The sequence below is a fragment of the Mycobacterium mantenii genome (assembly GCF_010731775.1).
Taxonomy (GTDB): domain Bacteria; phylum Actinomycetota; class Actinomycetes; order Mycobacteriales; family Mycobacteriaceae; genus Mycobacterium; species Mycobacterium mantenii.
Map to the genome: position 1 here is coordinate 5,947,160 of NZ_AP022590.1, position 19,970 is coordinate 5,967,129.

The window sequence follows — 19,970 nt, forward strand, 5'->3', positions numbered from 1 at the left end:
CGGCAGTGTTCGCTGACAACGAACGCCGGGGCCGGAATCGGCCTTCCGACGGTCTTTTACTAAGCGAACGATCATACGATCGAAGAATTTTTAAGAAAACGCGCCTGTTCTTAGGGAATCGTGATCGAGATCGTGACGCGATCGTTATCTGGAGCCGGGCCGACCGTCGCCGTCCGCCGCGTGGTGCCCGTCGGTGCTGGGCGGAGCCATGGTCTGCAGCCACGTCTCGACGTCGGGACCGACGACCACAGCGTGGCCGGGAGCCAGCAGCGCTCCGGCGCCCAGCGCGGCGACCGCGGGTTCCACAGTCCGTACCCGTCGGCGATCGCCTTGTTGGGCAAGCAGTTTGGATGTCAGGTCGGGTAACCGGATGGCGTCCGGGCCGGTGATGGTGCGCGGCGTGTGTGACTGTCCCAGGGCTGCCTCGACCAGCACGTCGGCGACGGTGTCGGCGGCAATGGGCTGAATCAGCCAGTCCTCGACGATCACCTCTTTGGCGTTGCAGGTGACCGCGTCGTGGTTGGTGGCGGATTCGTACCACTGCGTCGACTTGACGATCGTCGTCGGCACCGGGCCCTCGAGCAGGATGTCTTTGGCCGCCCGCTTGGCTTCGTAGTAGGGGAAGCCGTCGAACACGGGATCTTCGATGCCCGCGATCGTCGACACCACCAAGCGCTGCACGTCCTGCCTGGCGGATGCGCCCACGATGTTGCGCGAGGCGGCGGCCAGCGTCTGGGTGATGTCTGACCGGCCATCGGGCGGTACCGGATTGGAAACGTCGATGACGACGTCGACTCCCTGCAGCGCGTGCGAAAGCTCGGGCCCGTCGAACAGGTCGACGCCGTGCTCACGCGAGATCTCGACGATCGCGACGTCGCGCGATTTCAGCCTGGCGACTACGCGGGACCCGGCGATGCCGGTCGCCCCTATCACGGCAATGGTGGTCACTGCCTTTACCCCCTTCCGGGCCGTTTCTACCCGCTAAAACCGCGTTCAAACCGATTGATTTGGTCCGCGTCTGCGTGAGCTCGGACCGCACATGTGGCTGACGTGATCACGCGCACATCGCGGGCGGACTGTGCAGGGGTATTGCGGGCAGGGCCGTTTGACACGCCGTGCTGGGGGAACGCCGTAGGTGCCATCGAGCGCAAGCTCGGTAACCACCGAGAGGGAGGTCGAACCCATGGGTGATGACAAGAGCGGTCCGGAGGAAGCGGTTAAGGGCGCCGTCGAGGGCGTGAAAGGGAAGGCCAAAGAGGTCGGCGGGGCCGTGCTCGGCCGCGATGACCTGACCAAAGAGGGCCAGGCCCAGCAAGACAAAGCCGACGCCCAGCGCGATGCGGGCAAGAAGGAAGCCGAAGCCGAGTCAGCGCGGGCCGGCGCCGAGGCCGCCGAAGAGCGTCAGAAGAAAAACCAGTAGGCCACCAGCACAGGGGCCCGGTCCGATTGTCGGGCCGGGCCCTTCTCGCGCGTGGGGCATGCCGGTGGCCTTGACCGCCGGTCGATGGTTTCAAGCCGCCGTGCCGGGTAATCCCCGGTTTGAGCCGCCGTAGGCATTGCGGCGTGCGCGGATGAGCGAGGTTAAAGGTGAGCCTGGGAGATCGGGTGGCGAGCATGGTCGCCTTTCTGCGCGCCGGTTACCCCACGCACGACCCCGACGTCGGCTACGCGCCGTTGCTTGCGCTGTTGCCGCGGCGCGTGTCCGACGACGAGGTCGTCGCCATCGCCAAAAGACTCCTGACGCCCTGGCGTCGCCCGATCGATCACCCTATCGACAGGGCCGACGTCGGCGTGGAGATCATCGGGGTCACCGACGAGATGCCTTCGGCCGACGATATCGAGCGTGTCCTGGTGGCGGTGCAATTGCGCCGCAATGACGGCTGAACCCTCAAACCCGTTGCAGGTCCACCACCAGTGGCCGGTGGTCGGAAATAGTCATGGGGTCGGCCTGGACGGTACCGCCCCGTAATCGGTGATCGTCGGTCAAGATGTGGTCGAGCTGACGGTTGGGCACGTCCGCGGGGAATGTCTCGGCAGTGGCCAACGCCCGCATGCCCGACCAGCGGCGCACGGTCTGCGGGGTCATGTTCAAATCGCCGGTCAGCAGCCGCGGTCCCGGGAAGCCGCGCAGGTCATGAATCAACCGGCGCAGCTGGCGCCGGTTCCAGCCCGGAACGAAGGACAGGTGCGTGTTGGCCACCGTGAGTCCGCCGAACGGGGTGTGCAGTTGCGCGATGACCGCCGCTCGGGGCTCCTCGTCGACGACCATGATTCGGTTGGGCCCCGGCAGATACATCGGAAAGCGCATCGGTATGCGGGGTAGCCGCACGACCTGCCAACTGGAGACCGGGTATCGGGAGAGCAGCGCAATACCGTATGCGGCGGTGCCGGGTGTCTCGCGGCCGGTGGCGGCCATCCAGGTTGCGCCCGGCGTGCCCGAAATCGCCGCTACGAAGCGGTGTTCCACCGCGCCCATGGCTTCGGCCGCGGCGGCGGTCAGGTCGGCGCGCTCGGAGCGTGGCTGATCGCAGTCGACCTCTTGCAGGCTGAGCACGTCCGGATCGAGGCGCTTCACGCAGTCGCGCAGCCGCTGGACGACGACGCCGTCACCCACGGTGCGCCCGTGCAGGATGTTGAACGTCGCCACACGCATATGTTTTCGCCTACCCACTTTCCCCCTCGTGCAGTCACTGCGGCACGTCCGTCCTTGGATCAGCGCGCGCCGGGAACCCCCTCGCGAGCGGCCACCGAGCGGCCGTCGCCGGTGTCGAACAGATCGATGACGACATCGCTGTCGCGGTAGCGGCCCATCGACGTCAGCCCGGGCGTTTGCGCGATGACGTCGTGGGCCGCGTCGCCGGTGAGTGGGTAATCGGCCACGGGGTGACGCCAGTGCGCGGCAACGATATTGGCGCCCGGTTGCAGCCTCGGACATTCTCGGCGCAGCACCTCGGCCAGCGTCTCGGCTTCCAGGTAGTAGGCGACTTCGCTGAGCACCAGCAGGTCGAACGGCCCGCCCGGCCACGCCGCGTCCAGCGACGAGCGCAGCAGCGTTACCCGCTCGCGGCAGCCGGCCTCGCGCAGCCGGGTGTCCGCGCCGCGCAACGCCGCCTCGGCGACATCCACGGCGGTCAGATGGTCACAGCGTTGCGCCAGCGTGGCGGTGAGTGTTCCGATCGAGCAGCCCGGCTCGAATCCGTTTCGGTAGCGGCGTTTCGGCAGCAGCCCAAGGGTGATCGCGTACTTGCGCTGTTCGTACCACCGCGTCGACAGCTGCCACGGATCATCCGTGCCGACATACATCTCGTCGAAGTAGGCGTCGGGCAGCCGTGCGGTCACCGAAATACGACCTCGCCCACCGCGAGCAGTCGGGGAAGCACGAAGCCCGGCAGAATCGGTGCCGATTGCCTTGCGTTGGGCTCGAACTGACTTCGATAGAGTTGCGCGGCCCGGCGCTTGCGCTCCGTCGCCCAGCCGGGCGCCGGAGCGCGGTAGGCCTGGTCCCACGGCACCGCCGGGTCGGCCGGAAGCGCCCAGTGCCACATCCACACCGGGTATTCCAGCAGCACGGCGCCGGTGCGCGCGCATGCGGTCGCTGCCGCGCGCCCCACGGCTTCGTGATCGGGATGGCCGTCGCCCCGCCATGTCGCCGCGCACCAGGTTGACGGACCGGCGGCCTCGAGGATTTCGGTCAGCGTCTCGGTTAGCCCGTCTTCGTGATCGGCCAGTTCACCGTCCGGCAGACCCAGGGATATCGGCGGGCGCGTCCCTAAAAGACTTGTGGCTCTGCGTAATTCGTACTTGCGGATGGTTTCCATGCGGAGTCGCTCGCACGCCGACGCGCCGGCGCGCGCGGCACCGCCGTCGCTGACGCAGACCACCTGGACGGCAACTCCCGCCGCGGTCAGTTGTGCGATCGTCGCACCCAGGCCCAGCGTTTCGTCGTCGGGGTGCGGGGCGACCACGATCAGCTGTGGACACTCCGTCAGGTCGAGGGCAGGTAGGGTCCTGTCCGTAAACGCGGCCAGCCACAACGGCGCCGGGGTGCCGCTGTGGGTCAGCGGTTTGACCGCGAATCTGGCGCAGTTGCCCGCCTGCAGGGTTTTCATGGGGTCCTCATCGTCTGCTGGCCCGCCAGTCGCCCGAGCTCGGCCAGATCCCGTTCGGCGTGGCTTTGCCGGATGTAGATGCTCAGATCGGCGACCCGTTGCGCGTGCCGGCCATCCTGGCACAGCGGGCCGGGTCCCAACGCGCGTCCGGTGCGGGTGATGGCCTCGTCGACCGCGTGTTCCACAACCGTGCGGACGCGGCGGGCCAGCAGCTGCGCCCGGCCGGACCGGTCGAACGGGTCGTCGTCGACCTGACTCGCGGCCACGGCCAGGATCGCATCGCTGGCGGCCAGCGCGGCATCCACGGCGCCCAAGTGCGCCAGCGAGTAGGCATCGGCTGATTGGCTTGCGGCACAACGATATAGCGGATCGGCGACCCTGCGGGCGCCGCCGAGCCAACAGGCGGCCACGCCGATGGCGCCGTGCCAGAACCCGGGCCGGGTCAGGTACTCGCCGGGATCGCCCACGGCCACGGCGTGAGTGTTGGTGAACTGGACCGGCCTGGTGTCGCTGCCGGCCATCCCGGCGTTCCACCAGGTGCTGGGCAACGCCTTGACCGTCGGGTCGGTCGCGGTCACCGCGAACAGGCCGCGGGTGCCGTCGGCGAGCCGCCCGGTCACCAGCGCATGGGTGCAGAACCCCGCGCCCGAACACCACACTTTGGTGCCGTTGAGCACAAAGGCGCCGTTGGTGTCGGTCGCCGTCAGCACCGCGTCCGGGGCTTCGGCCGCCCACACGCCCCACAGCTGTCCCGGCTCGGGCGGCTTGCCGCCCAGCTCATGCAGTATCGCGACGGCATCGACGTGCGCCTCGGCGACCCGGGCAGCGACGATGTTGTCTTCGGCCAGGTGGGCCAGCCGTTGCCAGCGCTCGGCGGTGCGCCCGGAGGCGGGTAGCGGAAGCTCGAGTCGTCCCGACTCCAGCCAGTGTTTGACCAAACCCGCCGTCACGCGCAATCACCCGCCGCCGATCTCCCCAATTGCCTGAGGTGATGGGCGAATCCCATGGGCGCCCGGCCCTGGGTTCGCGCCGAAGTGATCACCGACAATTCGGTGTCTCGATGTATGCGATAGCCGGCGTTTTCGAACCGCTCGACCAGATCGACATCCTCGCCCGTCGGCAAGGTGCGGAAGCCGCCGACACGCCAGTACGCCCGGGCGCTGAAGCCCATGTTGGCGCCGTGGATGTGCTCGTGATCGTCGTGTCCATGTACGGGCTCCGCTTGGTAGCAACGCATATAGCGGTCGACTACGTCGGCGGTGTGGTGACGCCAGTCGGTGACGCGCACGACGCCCAGGACCATGTCCGCGCCCACCCCCAGCTGATGGACCAGCCAGCCGGGGTCCACCCGACTGTCGGCGTCCGTGGTGGCAAACCAGCTTCTGCAGTCGTCGCCCAATAGTGATCGGGCGTAACCGAAACCGACGGCGCGCGCCGTGCCGACGTTGTGCACGTCGACGCTGATGAAGTGCACATCGGGACCGTATTCACCGGCCAGCTCGTCGCTGCCGTCGTTGGAGTCGTCCAGCACCGCGACGATGGTGACCGGAATCGGCGCACACAGTGCGGCGGTGAGAACCGCGCGCAGACAGGCCGGCAGCTTTGCCCGTTCGTTGTGGGCGGGGATCACTACGGCGGCAGCGTCATAGGCGCGTGGCGCGGCGGTTGACATAACCCCAGGATTTCCCAACTGGGCGTAAGTTAAACAGCCTTACCACCCGTTTCAGGTGGCCCCGCCCGTTCCAGGTTGCCCCCACCGCAGGCCGGGTAAGACCTAGGCACCATGGCAGCCACTGAAGCTCACACGGGCGCAACCGCGTGCACCACACCGTTACGCGACGCGCTGCGCGGCGCGGCGTCGGCACTCAAGGAGAACGGGCCACGCTTCGCCCTGGCCGGCAGCTACGCGTTATGGGCTTACGGCGCACCGGAACCCAGCCACGATGTGGACCTGGTGGTGGCGGAGTCCGATGTAGAAGCGGCCGTGGCGACGCTGGCCGGCGCCGGGTTCGCCATCGAGCGCCCGCCGGAGGATTGGCTGTTCAAGGCCCGCAGGGCGGACGTGCTGGTCGACGTCCTGCACCGGCTCAACGGAGTGCCCGTCGATGCCGGGTTGCTGGACAAGGCCGAACAGCACGACGTGTTGACCATCAGCATGCCGGTGCTGCCGCCCACCATGGTGCTCGTCCAGCAGCTGCGAGCGCTGAACGAGCATTACTGCGACTTCGCCAAGTTGCTGCCGGCCGTGCGCGCGGTGCGCGAACGGCTCGACTGGGAGGCCGTCACAGCGCTGACCGCCGACAACGATTACGCGGTCGCGTTTTTGGTGCTGGCCGACCGCCTCGGCCTGACCGGCTAGTGATTACGCAGCTTGGCGACGAGCTTGTCTTTGGTCAGGCTCGAATAGCCGGACATGCCAAGCTCTTTGGCGCGCTTCCTGAGTTCTGGGACGGTCCAGTCCTGGTAAGACCCGGATTTGCCGCCCTTGCGGGCGACCGACGACTTACCCCGCCCGGCCGCCGCATTAGAAATCCGCGCGGCCTTCTCTTTCGAGTCGCCCTGCTTGCGGAGGTCCTGGTACAGCTTTTCATTCTTGATCGACGAACGCGGCATGATTCATCCTCCTGTCCACGATGAGCGTCCTAACTGTGCTGAATGCCCGCCCCGACCGCATCAAAAACCACGTCCTTAGGCCGGTATCGGGTCGGTGTGCCGCTCCCAGCAGCGGTGCCGGGCCAGCGCGGCGACGAATTCATCGACGAAGCGGTCCGGCAACTCGTCGGCAGCGGCCGTGGTGGTGATGACGGCCTGATCCTCGAGCACGTCGGTGTCCTCGGCCAGCCGATTGGTGATCCCCGCGGTGCGCAGCAGGTCGACGCCCGCCCCATAGGCACCGATGGGCTTCAGATGTTTGTAGGCCTCGGTGACGAAGTGCACGGCGTAGCCGTCGTTGGACAGCGTCGCTACGGAGCGCGGCCCGCACGCCACCACGACGGCGTCGTACAGCACCGAAGCCATCGTCGTGAACGATCGGTCGACGGCCAGCTCGCCGCCGGATCCACCGGCCAGGGTGCCGCCGGCGACCGGGGCCAAGACCTCGACCACCGCGCCGCGCTCGCCCAGCTGCCCGATGAAGCGTTGGGTCCCCACCACGTCGACTCCGTCGGCGGCCAGCACGGCGATCTTGCGCGAGGCGATGGTGTCGCTGACACCGACTTGGGAGAGCGCCGGTGACGCGGCCACCCGATCGTCCACCGGCTCCTCGGGCGGGGTGGGCAGCCCCAGTTTCGCCGCCACCTGGCCGGCCAGCCCACCGTCGACGCGCGCGAGTTGTTCCACTACGGCCGAACGGATCTCGGGAACTTCGACCTTGCCCAGTTCGAAGGCGAACGCGGCGACGATGTGTTCGGCCTCGACCGGCGACATGCTCTGCCAGAACATGCGCGCCTGGCTGTAGTGATTCTCAAAGGACTTGGCGCGCTTGCGCATTGCCTGCCCATCCAGCCGCTCGGTGTAGTGGCGGAACACGTTCTCGTCGGCCAGTGCCGGGCAGCCGCCGCCGATGCTGTTCTTGGAGTAGCTGGTGCGGCCCTGCGGGATCGCGTGCTGTCCGTAACCGTCATGCTGGTTGGTGCGGACCTCGGCGACCGGCCGGTTGACCGGCAGCTGGGCGAAGTTGGGACCGCCCAGGCGGATCAGCTGAGTGTCCAGATAGGAGAAGTTGCGGAATTGCAGCAGCGGATCGTTCGTGAAATCGATGCCGGGCACCACGTTCGCTGTGTGGAACGCCACTTGCTCGGTCTCGGCGAAGAAGTTGTCCGGGTTGCGATTCAACACCATCTTGCCCACTGGCCGGACCGGAACCTGTTCCTCGGGAATGATTTTGGTCGCGTCGAGCAGGTCGAAATCGAACTTGAACTCGTCCTCCTCTGCGACCAGCTGCACGCCGAGCTCCCACTCCGGGTACTGGCCCGACTCGATCGCCTCCCATAGGTCGCGGCGGTTGTAATCGGGATCTTTGCCGGCGATCTTCTGGCATTCGTCCCAGATCAGCGAGTGCACGCCGAGCCGCGGCTTCCAGTGGAACTTCACGAAAGTTCCTTCACCGCTGCTGTTTACCAGCCGGAAGGTGTGCACGCCGAAACCTTGCATCATGCGGTAACTGCGCGGCAACGCCCGGTCCGACATCAGCCACATGATGGTGTGCAGGGTCTCGGGCTGCAGCGACACGAAGTCCCACAGCGTGTCGTGTGCCGACTGCGCCTGCGGAATCTCGTTGTGCGGCTCGGGTTTCACCGCGTGCACGAAGTCGGGGAACTTGATGCCGTCCTGGATGAAGAACACCGGGAAGTTGTTGCCCACCAGGTCGTAATTGCCTTGTTCGGTATAGAACTTGGTGGCAAAGCCGCGGACGTCGCGGACGGTGTCGGCCGATCCGCGTGACCCGGCCACCGTGGAGAACCGGACGAACACCGGAGTCTGAACACCCGGACTGATCAGGAATTTCGCCGCGGTATAGTCCGCCAGCCAGTCGTCATACGGCTCGAAATAGCCGTAGGCGCCGGCTCCGCGCGCGTGCACCACCCGCTCCGGAATGCGCTCGTGGTCGAAGTGAGTCATCTTCTCCCGGGCGTGGAAGTCCTCCAGCAGTGTGGGTCCCCGCTCGCCCGCCGTCAGCGAATCGTCGGTGTGGTGGACGCGAACGCCCTGTTGGGTGGTCAGGTATCCGGTGTCACGGCGGAACCGCGCCGGCTCCAGGTCGCGCTGTTTTGGATTCTGGTCTGTGGCCATGTCGTGTCGGGTACCACCGCCCGACCGGTGCAAACGGCACGGATGTGGCCCTATCCACCATGACGACGGTTGCCTACCGTTGACAGGGGTAGTCGAAAGTGGTGATCCAAACGGCAGAAGTCGGCGACCTTCGTGGCGTGGTAGCCATCGGTGCGTCGGCAGGCGGCGTCGAGGCGCTGTCGAATCTTGCCGCCGGGTTGTCGTCGGACGTGCCGTACGCCTATTTGATGGTGCTGCACGTGCCCGCCGGTGCGCCCAGCATCCTGGCTCGCATCATCGATCGCAGTGGTCCGCTGCCCGCGGTTGCCGCCCGAAACGGCATGCCGCTCGAACCCGGACATATCTACGTCGGTGTCCCGGACCGCCATCTGCTGGTCGCCGATCATCGCGTGCTGTTGTCGCAGGGGCCGACCGAGAACGGGCACCGGCCCGCGATCAACGCGTTGTTCCGATCGGTGGCATTGACTTTTGGCAGCCGCGGGATCGGCGTACTGCTCTCCGGCGTGCTGGACGACGGCGTGCTGGGCATGGCCGCGATCCGCTCGTGCGGGGGGACCACCATCGGCCAGTCACCCGAGGACGCGTTGTTCCCGGCGTTGCCCACCAATGCCGTCGACGCGGGCGTGGTGGATCGGCAGGCCGCGGCGGCCGACGTCGGCGCGGTCCTCAAAGAGTTGTCGCATCGAGAGATTGAGGATCCTGAAGTGGAGCGCGACGCCGCGATGGAACTGGAGAACCGCATCGCCATGACCTCGAGGTTCTCGACTGACTTCGACACCCAACGACTGGGCGAACCGTCCGGCTATACCTGCCCGGATTGCAACGGCTCGCTGGTGTCCATCGGCGAAAACAATTTTCGCTGCCACGTGGGCCATGCCTGGACGGCCGACGCCCTGCTCAGCGCCCGCGACGACGAGGTCGAGGGGGCGTTGTGCGTGGCGCTGCGCAGCCTGCGGGAAAAGGCCAGACTGGCCCGGGAGCTGGCCGGCAGAACCGAGCCCGGCCTGCTCTTTCGGCGCTACACCTCGATTGCCCAAGAGACCGAGCAGACGCTGACGGTGCTCAGCGACCGGTTGTCCGCCACCGCCCCTCCCAGGGGTGAGCCCGATGGATGAGCTCGATCCCGCTGTCGTGATCGACCTGGAAACGGATCGGGCCGTGCCGATTCTGACCGTGCGGGGCGTGCTCGACAGCTCGACCTATCGAACCGTCCGCGACACCGTCATCAAGGTCGCGATCGACGAGCCCCGCGCGGTGATCGTCGATATCGACCGTCTGCACGCGCCATCCAGCTCGGCCTGGACGGTATTCACCAGCGCGCGCTGGCATGTCAGTGTGTGGCCCGACGTGCCCATCCTGTTGGTGTGCGCCCAGCCGCAGGTGCGGCGCGAAATCGCCGCGGCCGGCATCACCCGATACGTGCCGGTCCATTCCATCCGGGACCTTGCGCTGGATGCCGTGCAAAACCAATCGCTGCAGGTCCGTCGGCGGGCACGCACCGACCTTGCGCGAAACATCAGCAGCCTGGACGTCGCGCGCGGTGTGATCGCCGACTGGCTCACCCAGTGGGACATCCGGGAGGTGATCCCGGTTGCGGAGACGGTGGCGACCGTGTTACTCGAGAACGTGCTCGACCACACCGAGAGCGCACCGGTGCTGATCGTCGAGAGCTATCAAGACGGTGTCACGGTCGCGGTCGAGGACAACAGCTCTCGTCTGCCGGGCCGGCACGAGGACGCCGACCGCGGCGCTGACGTCGTTTCCGGGTTGGCCATCGTGTCCGCGCTGTGCCGGGTGTGGGGCGCCACTCCCACGTCGTCGGGTAAAACGGTGTGGGGATTGGTCGGGCGGGAAAACCGGTTCTGACGCCGCGAGTAGTGTTCGAGTCCGCCGGGTGAACCCCATATCGGATGGGACTTGCATGGACGTCACGACTGACGAGGCATTCGAGGCGCTGCTGCGCTATATGCGCGACTCCCGCGGCTTCGACTTCACCGGTTACAAGCGCACCTCCTTGATGCGCCGCGTCAGGCACCGGATGGATCAGGCGGGCTACGCCACGTTCGAGGAATACCTCGACTTCCTGCAGGCCAGTTCGGATGAATTCACCGCACTCTTCAACACCATCCTGATCAACGTCACCTCATTCTTCCGCGACCCGGACGCCTGGGATTTCGTCAGGACCGAGGTCATTCCGCGGCTGCTGGCCGAGCGTGGGCCCGACGATCCGATCCGGGTGTGGAGCGCCGGCTGCGCCTCGGGGCAGGAGGCCTACACGCTGGCCATGCTGCTGGCCGAGGCGCTGGGCTTCGACGGGTTCCGGCAGCGGGTCAAGATCTACGCCACTGATGTCGACGAGGACGCGCTCACCGAGGCGCGCGGCGCCACCTACGATGCCAAGGCGGTCGAATCCGTACCGCCGGACCTGTTGGCGCGCTACTTCGAACAGGTCAACGGCCGCTACAGTTTTCACAAAGACCTGCGGCGCGCGGTGATCTTCGGCCGCAACGACCTGGTCAAGGACGCGCCGATCTCGCGCGTCGATCTGCTGGTATGCCGCAACACCCTGATGTACCTCAACGCGGAGACGCAGCGAAGCGTGTTGGCGCGCCTGCATTTTGCGCTTGCGCCACAGGGGATCCTGTTCCTCGGTCACGCCGAGATGCTGGTGAGCCACGGCGACCGGTTCACGCCGCTGAACCTCAAACACCGAATCTTCCGCAAGGCGGCCGGGTCCCACGGCGGCGTGGATCGCTACGACCCGAATAGCGTGTTCTACGAACGCCACGCCGACCTGCCCGGCCTGACGACGGTGCGCGATCTGGCTTTCCGGGCCAGCCCGGTGGCGCAGATCGTGGTGTCCGGCGAGGACACCGTCGCGATGATCAACCAGCAGGCGGAGAGCATCTTCGGGCTCTCGGTGCGCGACATCGGCCGGCTGCTGCGCGATCTCGAGATCTCCTACCGCCCCGTCGAGCTGCGCGCCTACCTGGAGCAGGCCAAGGTGGAGCGGCGCTCCGCGCGGATCCAGGACGTCAAATGGCAGCGGCCGGGTGCCGAGACGGTGTGGTTCGAGATCCACGTGAACCCGCTCGTCGACGCCGAGAACGGTCTGCTCGGCGTGTCGATCGTCTTCTTCGACGTCACCGCGACGCGCGCGCTGCTGGACAAGGTCGTCCAGACCAACCGCCAGCTGGAGGCGGCCTACGAAGAGCTGCAATCCACGAACGAAGAACTCGAAACCACCAACGAAGAACTGCAATCCACGGTGGAGGAGCTCGAGACCACGAATGAGGAACTGCAGTCCACCAACGAAGAACTCGAAACCATGAACGAGGAGCTGCATTCCACCAACGATGAACTGCACACCATCAATGACATGCTGCGCGATCGCAGCATGGAACTGGACGACGCGAAGAACTTCCTGGACTCGCTGACCGACTCGATCGACATGGGCCTGATGGTGGTCGACCGGGAGATGAAGGTGATCCTGTGGAACCGGCGTTGCGAAGAGCTCTGGGGGCTGCGGGCCGACGAAACGACCGGGTCGCGCCTGACCGCATTGGACATCGGCCTGCCGCTGGACGGCGTGCGGCCATTGATCGGCAACGCCTTCGTCGACCCCGAAAGCTCCGGTGAAGTGACGGTGGACGCTGTCAACCGGCGAGGCCGCCCAGCCCGGGTGCGGATCAGGTGCACGTCGTTCCGTTCGAGTGAGGGGACGGTGGCCGGGGCGCTGCTGCTGCTGGACGTCGTGGATTAGTCGCCGGCGGTCTCGCGGCGCGAGACGTGCCGGTCTCGCCGCGTGGATGCTTCCTCGGCCGCCTGATGCGCCAGTTGCGCGCGGTAGCGCGACTCCTCGGCTTTGCGTTGTGCCGCCGCCACCGTCTCTCGCGTGGCGCCGAATCCCACGCTCAGCTCCTGGCGCCGGCGTTCGAGTTCGGCCCCACGCAGGCGGGCGAGTTCGCCCCGCGCCTCGGCGCTGTTGGTCCGATATTTCGGCGACAGCTGGCCGAACATGTCGGACGCAGCGACGGCGGCATCACCGTCGCCCGTCGGAACGGGTGCCAGCGACTCCCGCGGCTCGGGGAGTGGCGCCCCTGCGACAATGCCCGCCAGGACGGCGCCGATCTCGTCGATTCGCAACACCAGATCGGCGCCGGCGCGGGCGGCCGCGATCGGCATCGACGAGTATTGGGCGGTCTCCGGGCTTTCGGCGATGACGACGGCGCCGGCCCGCTTCATCGCGGCGGTGCCCGCCGCGCCGTCGTGCCCGGAACCCGAAAGCACCACGGCAACGCTTTTTGGCCCGTACGAGCTGGCGATGGAAGCCAACAGCCCGTCGAACACCTGCGCCCGATGCGCCGGGGCCTGGTGCAGGCGACAGCGTCCCTCCGAAGTCAGTTGCAGCAGCATCCCGGGGGGACATACGACGACCTGTCCGGATGCCAGCACGCTTCCGTCCTGCGCCCAAGCGACCGAGCGTCCCGTCTGCCTGCTCAGAATGGCGGGAAGCAGGCTGTAATGACCGCCCAGGTGCTGCTGCACGACGACTGCGGCCGGAAAGTCCGGGGGCAGATCCCGCAACACGGTCGACAGGGCCTCCAGGCCACCCGCCGACGCCAGCAGGGCCACCAACTGAACGCCCGGCCCGTGCCCGTCAGTCGCCATTCCTCCAGTCTCCACCCTGGCGACCCACCGCACCACCACGTTTGGGCAGCTCGTCGAGGGTCCGCCAGGCGAATGCCGGGCCGGCATGCGAAGGTGCCCCCATGCCCGTTTCGCCCGTAGCGGCGAGGGTATGCCGTCTCGTATTGGTGGACGGACGAATGGCGCGCGGAGGGAATTGCAGTGAAAATTGCAATTGTCAGCGGCGATGACGTCAGAAGCGAGGATCCGGAGCGGTTGGGTGCCGCGCTGGCGGACCAGGGACATGACGCAACGGTGTATCTTCGACGGGCTGGCGGGCGGCGTACCGAGACAGCCATTGATGGCTACCGGCGCGTGTCGATCCCCGTCGGCCCGCGGAAGGCCGCATCGTGGGCTGACGTCCTGCCATATGTGGGGGAGTGGGCCGCGAAACTCGACCGGATGTGGTCAACCGAGCAACCCGACGTGGTGCACGCTTACGGCTGGCTGGGCGGGTTGGCCGCGCAATTGGCCGCTCGCCGTCGGCGCATCCCCGTCGTGCAGACGTTCCACGGGCTGGCCGCTACATCGCGGGGCCATGCCGGCGCCGAACACGAGACCGAACGCGAACGCCTCGAGTCGCTGCTGGCCCGCAGCGCGAGCTGGGTGACCGGCGAGAGCAGCGACGACGTCGACGCGCTGGCCCGACTGCGTCGCCGCCGGACACGAGTGTCCGCCTTGACGTGCGGTGTGGACGCCGAACGCTACACACCGACCGGTCCGACGGCATCGCGCAACGGCCCGCAGCGGATTTTGTACGTGACTCCAAATCCGTTGTGGTGCAACGGCATCGATATTGCGATCCGCGCTTTACCCAAGGTGCATGGTGCGGAGCTGGTGGTTGCGGAGAATGATGCCACGAACCAAGACCACGACGAAGCGCGAGCCCGGTTACGACATCTCGCTGCGGAGCTGGGTGTGGCCGATCGCGTCCGCTTTGACGGCACGGTCACCGATGATGAACTGCCGAAGTTGATCCGGTCTGCCGACGTTATGGCGTTCACGCCTCGACAACCACCGCGGGCCGGCGCCGTATTGCAGGCAATGTCCAGTGGGGTGGTCGTGGTCGTGGCGAACGTGGGTGTGCTGGCCGACGTCGTACTCGACGACATCACCGGGCTGGTAGTTCCGCCGGAGAATCCGGCCGGCTTGGCCGCCGCGTTGAGAACGCTTCTCGCCCAGAGCTTCCAGCGACAGAGCATGGGTGCGGCGGGCCGCACTCGTGCGCAGTCGCGCTTCGCGTGGCAGCGGATCGCGCACGACGCGCTGAACACTTACCGAAGCATCGGGTTGCACGATCGAGCGCCGATAGGTACGGCGGCGCGGTGATGTGGGCGCCTGTGGTATCGCCCCTGGGTCGGCCATGACCACCGTAACGAGCGGGATCGACGACAGTCGCCAAGAGCTGAGGATCGGTCGTGTCGGCGAGGCGCCCGCGGCGACGCGGCCCGACTACTGCCCGGCCGGTCCTGCGCTCGGATCGGATTCTGTGGTACGTCCGGTTACAGTGCAATACAAGCAGTTCCGCTCCGTCGATCCGCAGACCGCGCGGCGATTCTTCGCCGGCGCCTACCAACCGGGCTGGCAAATTTCTGGTCTTGCCAGTCACTGCGCGGTGTCACACCGGCGCAGTGACGCCGGTTCGATGACGGTCGACGAGGTGATGATCCGGGGGCGGGCGACGCTCGAAATCCCGGCGACCGACACCATCGTGGTGGTCCAGCCCCGGGCGGGATCGTTGAGTGTCGCCGGCGGCCCCGTGGCGACCGCGGACTTCCCGATTCTCATCGCCCATGGCATGCCCTGCGGATTGAACTGCAACGGTGCACGTTTCGATGTGGTGACCGTCGAGGCTGACGTGCTGCACAAAGTCGCCGCGGACTGGCACACGTCGTTGGCGCAACGAACCCAATTCGTGAATTGGCGGCCGCGGTCCCTGGCCGCGGTGCAGGCGTGGCATCGAGCGCTGGACTATGTGGTGGCGACGTTGGCAGCCGCCGACACCGCCCAGCAACCGCTGATCACCGCGGGGATGGCCAGCCTGCTGGCCGGTGCGCTGCTCGAGTGCTACCCGTCCAACCTGACCAGGAACGACCCGGCCAGCGACCTTGCGTTGCCTGAATCGCTCAAGGAGGCGGTGTCGTTCATCCACCGTCACACCACCGAGGACATCGGCATCAACGACGTGGCAGCCGCGGTGCACCTGACGCCCAGGGCCATCCAGTACTTATTCCGCCGGCAGCTCGACACGACCCCGACGGAGTACATGCGTCGCGTCCGGCTCGGCCGCGCGCATCAAGACCTGGTGGCAGCAACCACCGCTACCTCTACCGTCACCGAAATCGCCCAGCGGTGGGGGTTCGCGCACACCGGACGGTTCGCCGTGCTCTATCGGCAGACCTACGGCGAAAGCCCGCACACCACACTGAGGCAACAGGTCTCGCCGTCCTGATCGCCAGGCCGGCCCCGGTCAACTATTCAGTTTGCGCATCAGTTGGTTCGCGGCGTAGCGACCGCTGACCAACGCGCCGGTCACCGTGGACGGATTGTCAACGCCTACAGCCTCGCCCGCCAGATAAAGCCGGTCGCCGATCGGGTCCTGTAGCCGGCGCCGGTCGTCCAGGCCGGAGCCGGGCGAGTGAAACGAGTAGGCGCCCAGTGCATACGGGTCGACCGTCCATTTCGACGTCCGCACGTCCGTCAACGCGATGTTGTCGCCGAAGAGCCGGCGGGCGACCGGCAGCGCGCCGGCCAGCAGATCCTTGGGCGCGCATGACTCCACGAATCGCCCTCGCCCGCCGCCGTTGAAGGCCACCGCAATGGGACCGGCGGTGCCCGGCAAGGTGAACCACTGCGACCACAGCCCCCCTTCGGGTCCGATGTACTGGTAGAAAGCGTTCTCTACCTTCCACGTTCGTTGATCGAAGCGGAAGAAGCTCTTGGACAACGCCCCGAAGCCCAGGGCCTTCACAGCCTGGGCGTGACCATCGGGCAGCGGCGGATCAAAGGTGATCGCACCGGATTTCAGCACGCCGAGGGGAACGGTGACGATCGCGGCCGGACCCCGGAGCGACTTGTCACCCGCGCGCACGATGACGGCGTCGTCGCGTTGCACGATCGCGGTGACCGGAGTGTTCAGCTCGATGGTGAGTCCGTCGGCGAGTAATTTCGGCAGGGCGTCATAGCCATTCGTGATGACATCCTGGTCGCCCCCGGCGAAGTCACCCTTGTCGAAGCTGTTGGCCGACAGCTGGTTCACGTCGGCGGCGTATTCGTCCTCGATCTCGGTGGTGAGGTAGAACGCCAGCTGGGCGCGATCGGCCGCGGAAAGCCTTGCGCTGTCGGCGGCGGCTTGCACCGCCGCGCCCAGACTTCCCGCGCCGCCCTGACCGCGCGCCCGTTCGACGAACGATCGCCAGGTGGCGCTGCGGTAGTCCAGCGGCGCCACGGCGGGGTCGACCGCGAGCACGACCCACCCGTAATAGTCGGTGCCGGCCAGCTGCGCCCGCGCCCGCCGGGCCAGCTCGGTCAGCGGGTTGTCCGTCGTGCCGTGAATCCACGACGCGCCCAGCTCCAGGGGTGCGCCCCAGTCGCGGTCCGTGCACACCCTGCCGCCGATGCGGCCGCGGGCTTCGATGACGCGGACCGGCCGGCCGGCGTCGGCAAGGGTGCGGGCGGCGGACAAGCCCGCCATGCCCGCGCCGACGACGAGGACCGACGCGGTGTCCGGCGGTGGCTGATCGGACGCGCGCCCGGTCGCGCGGGTCGGTTGGTTCGACGCGCAGGCGGCCGCCAGCCCACCGCCGGCCACGCTGGTCGCGGCCGCGAAGAATGCCCGTCGCGACAACCCAGACACGGGTCTAAGCGTCTCATAAGAAACGTTTGCCGGATTTACCAAAAGCGCACCCGAATTAGGGATAGGATCGTCCCATCCTTAGCTGCGGCAATGGGGCCGCGTTCGAGGGGGGAGCGGTGATGAGTGCTCGACGATCGGCCCGCCCGGTTGACCCGTTCCCCGACCAGCTGCCCCCGAGTGAGACCGTCACGGTCCGGGCGGCCGATGGCACCCGGCTGCACGCGGAGGTGTTCGGGCCGCCCGACGGTTATCCGATTGTCTTGACGCACGGCATCACCTGCGCGATCAGGGCGTGGGCGTACCAGATCGCCGACCTGTCCCACGACCACCGGGTGATCGCCTTCGATCATCGCGGCCACGGACGAAGCGGCGCGCCGCGAGCCAAGGGCTACAGCCTGAAACACCTTGCTTCCGACCTGGATTCGGTGCTAGATGCGACACTGGCACCCCACGAGCGGGCCGTGGTGGCAGGCCACTCGATGGGCGGCATCACCATCGCCGCGTGGTCGGAGCGCTACCGGCACAAGGTGCCGCGGCGCGCGGACGCCGTCGCGCTGATCAACACCACCACCGGCGATCTGATCCGCAAGGTGCAGCTGCTGCCGGTGCCGTACGGGTTGTCACCGGCCCGCGTCCTGGCCGGGCGCGCCCTGATCAACGCGTTCGGTGGGCTCCCGGTCCCGGGCGCAGCCCGCATCCCGAGCCGCTATGCGGTGGCGATGCTGGCCACCGGGCGAGACGCCGATCCGAGTATCGCCAGGCTCATCTACGAGCTCTTCGAGAAGACATCACCGGCGGGGCGGGCCGGATGCGCGAAGGCGCTGGTCGCGTCACTGGGGTCTCGGCATCTCGATCTGAACGGCTTGACCGTGCCGACGTTGGTCATCGGCAGCGAACGCGACCGGCTGACCCCGATCAGCCAGTCCCGCAGGATCGCGCGCAGCGCACCCAATCTGGTGGGGCTGGTCGAACTGCCCGGCGGACACTGCTCGATGCTGGAACACCCACGCGAGGTGAACCGGCAGTTGCGTGCCCTCGCCGAAATGGCGGTCAACAACGCGGCCACCCGCCGGATCAGCTCATAGCAGGGCGGTGATTTCGGCGGCCGCGCGCTGCCCGGAGCGGATCGCGCCATCGAGGAACCCGGTCCACTCGTCGGCGGTCTCGGTGCCGGCCCAGTGAATCGGCCCGACCGGTTCGCGCAACCACGGCCCGAACCGGGTCCACGACCCCGGTGGCACCGCGGCGGTGGGGCCGCCGGGCGCGAATTCCTCTACCCCCCAACGATGATCGACATAGTCCAGCGGCTTGAGCGCGTCGTCACCGAAAAGCGTTGCAAAGCAACGCAACGCGTCGCGGCGGCGCTGATCGCTGGGCAGCGAGTCGAACGCGCGGGCGTCGACGAATCCCATCAGGATGCCGGGACCGTCCGGGTGCGGACTGACGTCGAAGGTGATGAAAACGGGGCCCTTGTCGGACAGGGCCTGGCCGGAGAATCCGTTCGTCCGCCAGAAGGGCGTGGAATAGGCCGCGTACGCCTTGCTGAGCCGGCCCTGCGGCCAATGCTGGGCGAGTTGCTCGTACTCGGCCGGCAGCGGGGGAGTGAACTCGATCGAGGCGCGATGGGCCGGCGGGATTGCGACGATGACGAACCCGGCCTCGGTCTCGCCGAGGGCGGTTGTGACGGTGACGCCCGCGCCGTGGCGCTCGATTCGCCACACCGGGGCGTTGAGCAGCACCCGGTCGCCCAGCTCGGCGGCCGCGGCCTCGGCGATCTGTTGCGTGCCGCCGGGAAAACGGTCCTGTTGGGCGCCGTCCTCGACGTCGAGCAGTCGGTCCAGGCCGCCGGCCGCGTGCGCGTAGCGGGCGGCGTGCAGCATCGACACGTCATCGGGTTCGCACCCCCAGGTCACCCGGGCCACGATCGCCAGTAGGTCCTGCGAGGACGCGGTCGCGCGCACCGAGCGCAGCCAGCCGCCGAGCGAGAGGCCGTCGAGTTCGCGCGCGCGACGGGCATCCCACGGCGTCGCCAACGGGATGCTGCGGGCGATCCTGTCGAACTGCCACCGCAGCCGACCGATGTCCAGCAGGCCGGTCAGCGAAAGCTTGGGGATGGTGCCGTGATACGCGTGCGTCCACCCGCGCCAATGGATCAGGTTCTTGCCGTCGTGGTGTGTCGGAGTGGTCGGGACGTCCAGTTCGGCGGCCATCGCCAATACGGCGTCCTGGGTCGGCCCGACGAATGTGCCGCCCAGATCGGCCGGCAATCCGGCAACGCTGCCGGTCAGCGACCGCCCGCCGACCCGGTCACGGCCCTCGAAGACCACCACGTCATGGCCTTGCTGTGTCAGCTCACGCGCCGCGGCGAGTCCGGCGAAGCCCGCACCGACCACGACAACGTCGACGATCCGCGGCGGTTTTGGCACGCGGTCTAGTGAACCGCATTTCCACAGTTTTCACGGCGAATTGTGCAAGCTCACGGGCGAACCGCTGGGCGTTTCGCATCACGGCGACGGCAAACATAT

At 67.4% G+C, this 19,970-nt stretch carries 20 protein-coding genes; 9 read left to right on the forward strand and 11 right to left on the reverse strand.

The features are described 5' to 3' along the window. Positions 1-144: 144 nt before the first annotated feature. A complete protein-coding gene (locus tag G6N50_RS27545) occupies positions 145-948 on the reverse strand; it encodes an SDR family oxidoreductase (protein WP_083093064.1) in 804 nt (267 codons plus the stop codon). Positions 949-1,183: 235 nt separating this feature from the next. On the opposite strand from G6N50_RS27545, the gene mbp1 reads away from it, so the two are divergent. Next, entirely contained in the window at positions 1,184-1,420 is a 237-nt protein-coding gene (gene mbp1 / locus G6N50_RS27550; protein WP_083093062.1) for a microaggregate-binding protein 1, read from the forward strand. Between the two features lie 167 nt (positions 1,421-1,587). Next, complete coding sequence (locus G6N50_RS27555; protein ID WP_083093061.1) at positions 1,588-1,884, forward strand: DUF3349 domain-containing protein; 297 nt, start codon at positions 1,588-1,590, stop codon at positions 1,882-1,884. Between the two features lie 4 nt (positions 1,885-1,888). On the opposite strand, the gene G6N50_RS27560 is transcribed toward G6N50_RS27555, so the two are convergent. From G6N50_RS27560 to G6N50_RS27580, 5 genes are read right to left on the reverse strand one after another with little or no spacing between them, the layout of a single operon-like run. Beyond that, positions 1,889-2,653 (reverse strand): endonuclease/exonuclease/phosphatase family protein, encoded by a 765-nt coding sequence (locus tag G6N50_RS27560; protein ID WP_083093059.1) that lies wholly within the window; start codon positions 2,651-2,653, stop codon positions 1,889-1,891. 59 nt (positions 2,654-2,712) lie between these two features. Further along, a complete protein-coding gene (locus tag G6N50_RS27565) occupies positions 2,713-3,339 on the reverse strand; it encodes an SAM-dependent methyltransferase (RefSeq protein WP_232068844.1) in 627 nt (208 codons plus the stop codon). Then, positions 3,336-4,109 carry a PIG-L deacetylase family protein gene (locus G6N50_RS27570; protein WP_083093057.1) on the reverse strand — a complete coding sequence of 258 codons (774 nt, stop codon included), beginning with the start codon at positions 4,107-4,109 and terminating at the stop codon, positions 3,336-3,338. Before G6N50_RS27570 ends, G6N50_RS27565 begins: the two co-directional genes overlap by 4 nt. Next, positions 4,106-5,059 (reverse strand): acyl-CoA dehydrogenase family protein, encoded by a 954-nt coding sequence (locus G6N50_RS27575; RefSeq protein WP_083093056.1) that lies wholly within the window; start codon positions 5,057-5,059, stop codon positions 4,106-4,108. The genes G6N50_RS27570 and G6N50_RS27575 overlap by 4 nt, the downstream gene beginning before the upstream one ends. Then, positions 5,056-5,781, reverse strand: a complete 726-nt coding sequence (locus G6N50_RS27580; protein ID WP_083093054.1) for a glycosyltransferase — start codon at positions 5,779-5,781, stop codon at positions 5,056-5,058. Before G6N50_RS27580 ends, G6N50_RS27575 begins: the two co-directional genes overlap by 4 nt. 111 nt (positions 5,782-5,892) lie before the next feature. Between G6N50_RS27580 and G6N50_RS27585 the strand changes: the two genes are divergently transcribed. Next, positions 5,893-6,468: a nucleotidyltransferase family protein gene (locus G6N50_RS27585; protein WP_083093053.1), complete on the forward strand. Its 576-nt coding sequence runs from the start codon at positions 5,893-5,895 to the stop codon at positions 6,466-6,468. Here G6N50_RS27585 and G6N50_RS27590 read toward each other — a convergent pair. Continuing rightward, the gene (locus G6N50_RS27590; RefSeq protein ID WP_083093051.1) at positions 6,465-6,722 is read right to left on the reverse strand and encodes a DUF7218 family protein; all 258 of its coding nucleotides are present in this window, start codon (positions 6,720-6,722) and stop codon (positions 6,465-6,467) included. The two genes, G6N50_RS27585 and G6N50_RS27590, sit on opposite strands and share 4 nt — an antisense overlap. A gap of 75 nt (positions 6,723-6,797) precedes the next feature. Beyond that, positions 6,798-8,900 carry a catalase gene (locus G6N50_RS27595; RefSeq protein WP_083093050.1) on the reverse strand — a complete coding sequence of 701 codons (2,103 nt, stop codon included), beginning with the start codon at positions 8,898-8,900 and terminating at the stop codon, positions 6,798-6,800. 98 nt (positions 8,901-8,998) lie between these two features. On the opposite strand from G6N50_RS27595, the gene G6N50_RS27600 reads away from it, so the two are divergent. From G6N50_RS27600 to G6N50_RS27610, 3 genes are read left to right on the forward strand one after another with little or no spacing between them, the layout of a single operon-like run. Further along, positions 8,999-10,015: a chemotaxis protein CheB gene (locus G6N50_RS27600; protein WP_083093048.1), complete on the forward strand. Its 1,017-nt coding sequence runs from the start codon at positions 8,999-9,001 to the stop codon at positions 10,013-10,015. Continuing rightward, positions 10,008-10,766 (forward strand): STAS domain-containing protein, encoded by a 759-nt coding sequence (locus G6N50_RS27605; protein WP_083093046.1) that lies wholly within the window; start codon positions 10,008-10,010, stop codon positions 10,764-10,766. The genes G6N50_RS27600 and G6N50_RS27605 overlap by 8 nt, the downstream gene beginning before the upstream one ends. A 55-nt stretch (positions 10,767-10,821) precedes the next feature. Next, positions 10,822-12,663, forward strand: a complete 1,842-nt coding sequence (locus G6N50_RS27610) for a CheR family methyltransferase (protein WP_083093045.1) — start codon at positions 10,822-10,824, stop codon at positions 12,661-12,663. Here the strand turns inward: G6N50_RS27610 and G6N50_RS27615 are convergent. Further along, positions 12,660-13,571 carry a chemotaxis protein CheB gene (locus tag G6N50_RS27615; protein ID WP_083093043.1) on the reverse strand — a complete coding sequence of 304 codons (912 nt, stop codon included), beginning with the start codon at positions 13,569-13,571 and terminating at the stop codon, positions 12,660-12,662. The two genes, G6N50_RS27610 and G6N50_RS27615, sit on opposite strands and share 4 nt — an antisense overlap. A gap of 180 nt (positions 13,572-13,751) precedes the next feature. On the opposite strand from G6N50_RS27615, the gene G6N50_RS27620 reads away from it, so the two are divergent. Together G6N50_RS27620 and G6N50_RS27625 are read left to right on the forward strand one after the other, a co-directional pair. Further along, on the forward strand, positions 13,752-14,918 hold the full coding sequence (locus tag G6N50_RS27620; RefSeq protein ID WP_083093041.1) for a glycosyltransferase: 1,167 nt from the start codon (positions 13,752-13,754) through the stop codon (positions 14,916-14,918). 34 nt (positions 14,919-14,952) lie between these two features. Further along, a complete protein-coding gene (locus tag G6N50_RS27625) occupies positions 14,953-16,041 on the forward strand; it encodes a helix-turn-helix transcriptional regulator (protein WP_083093040.1) in 1,089 nt (362 codons plus the stop codon). Positions 16,042-16,059: 18 nt separating this feature from the next. Here the strand turns inward: G6N50_RS27625 and G6N50_RS27630 are convergent, their stop codons facing one another. Next, on the reverse strand, positions 16,060-17,445 hold the full coding sequence (locus tag G6N50_RS27630) for a flavin monoamine oxidase family protein (RefSeq protein ID WP_083093038.1): 1,386 nt from the start codon (positions 17,443-17,445) through the stop codon (positions 16,060-16,062). A 119-nt stretch (positions 17,446-17,564) separates the two neighbouring features. Between G6N50_RS27630 and G6N50_RS27635 the strand changes: the two genes are divergently transcribed. After that, positions 17,565-18,530, forward strand: a complete 966-nt coding sequence (locus G6N50_RS27635; protein WP_083093036.1) for an alpha/beta fold hydrolase — start codon at positions 17,565-17,567, stop codon at positions 18,528-18,530. Here the strand turns inward: G6N50_RS27635 and G6N50_RS27640 are convergent. Then, entirely contained in the window at positions 18,525-19,871 is a 1,347-nt protein-coding gene (locus tag G6N50_RS27640; RefSeq protein WP_083093035.1) for a flavin monoamine oxidase family protein, read from the reverse strand. The two genes, G6N50_RS27635 and G6N50_RS27640, sit on opposite strands and share 6 nt — an antisense overlap. Positions 19,872-19,970: the final 99 nt, after the last annotated feature.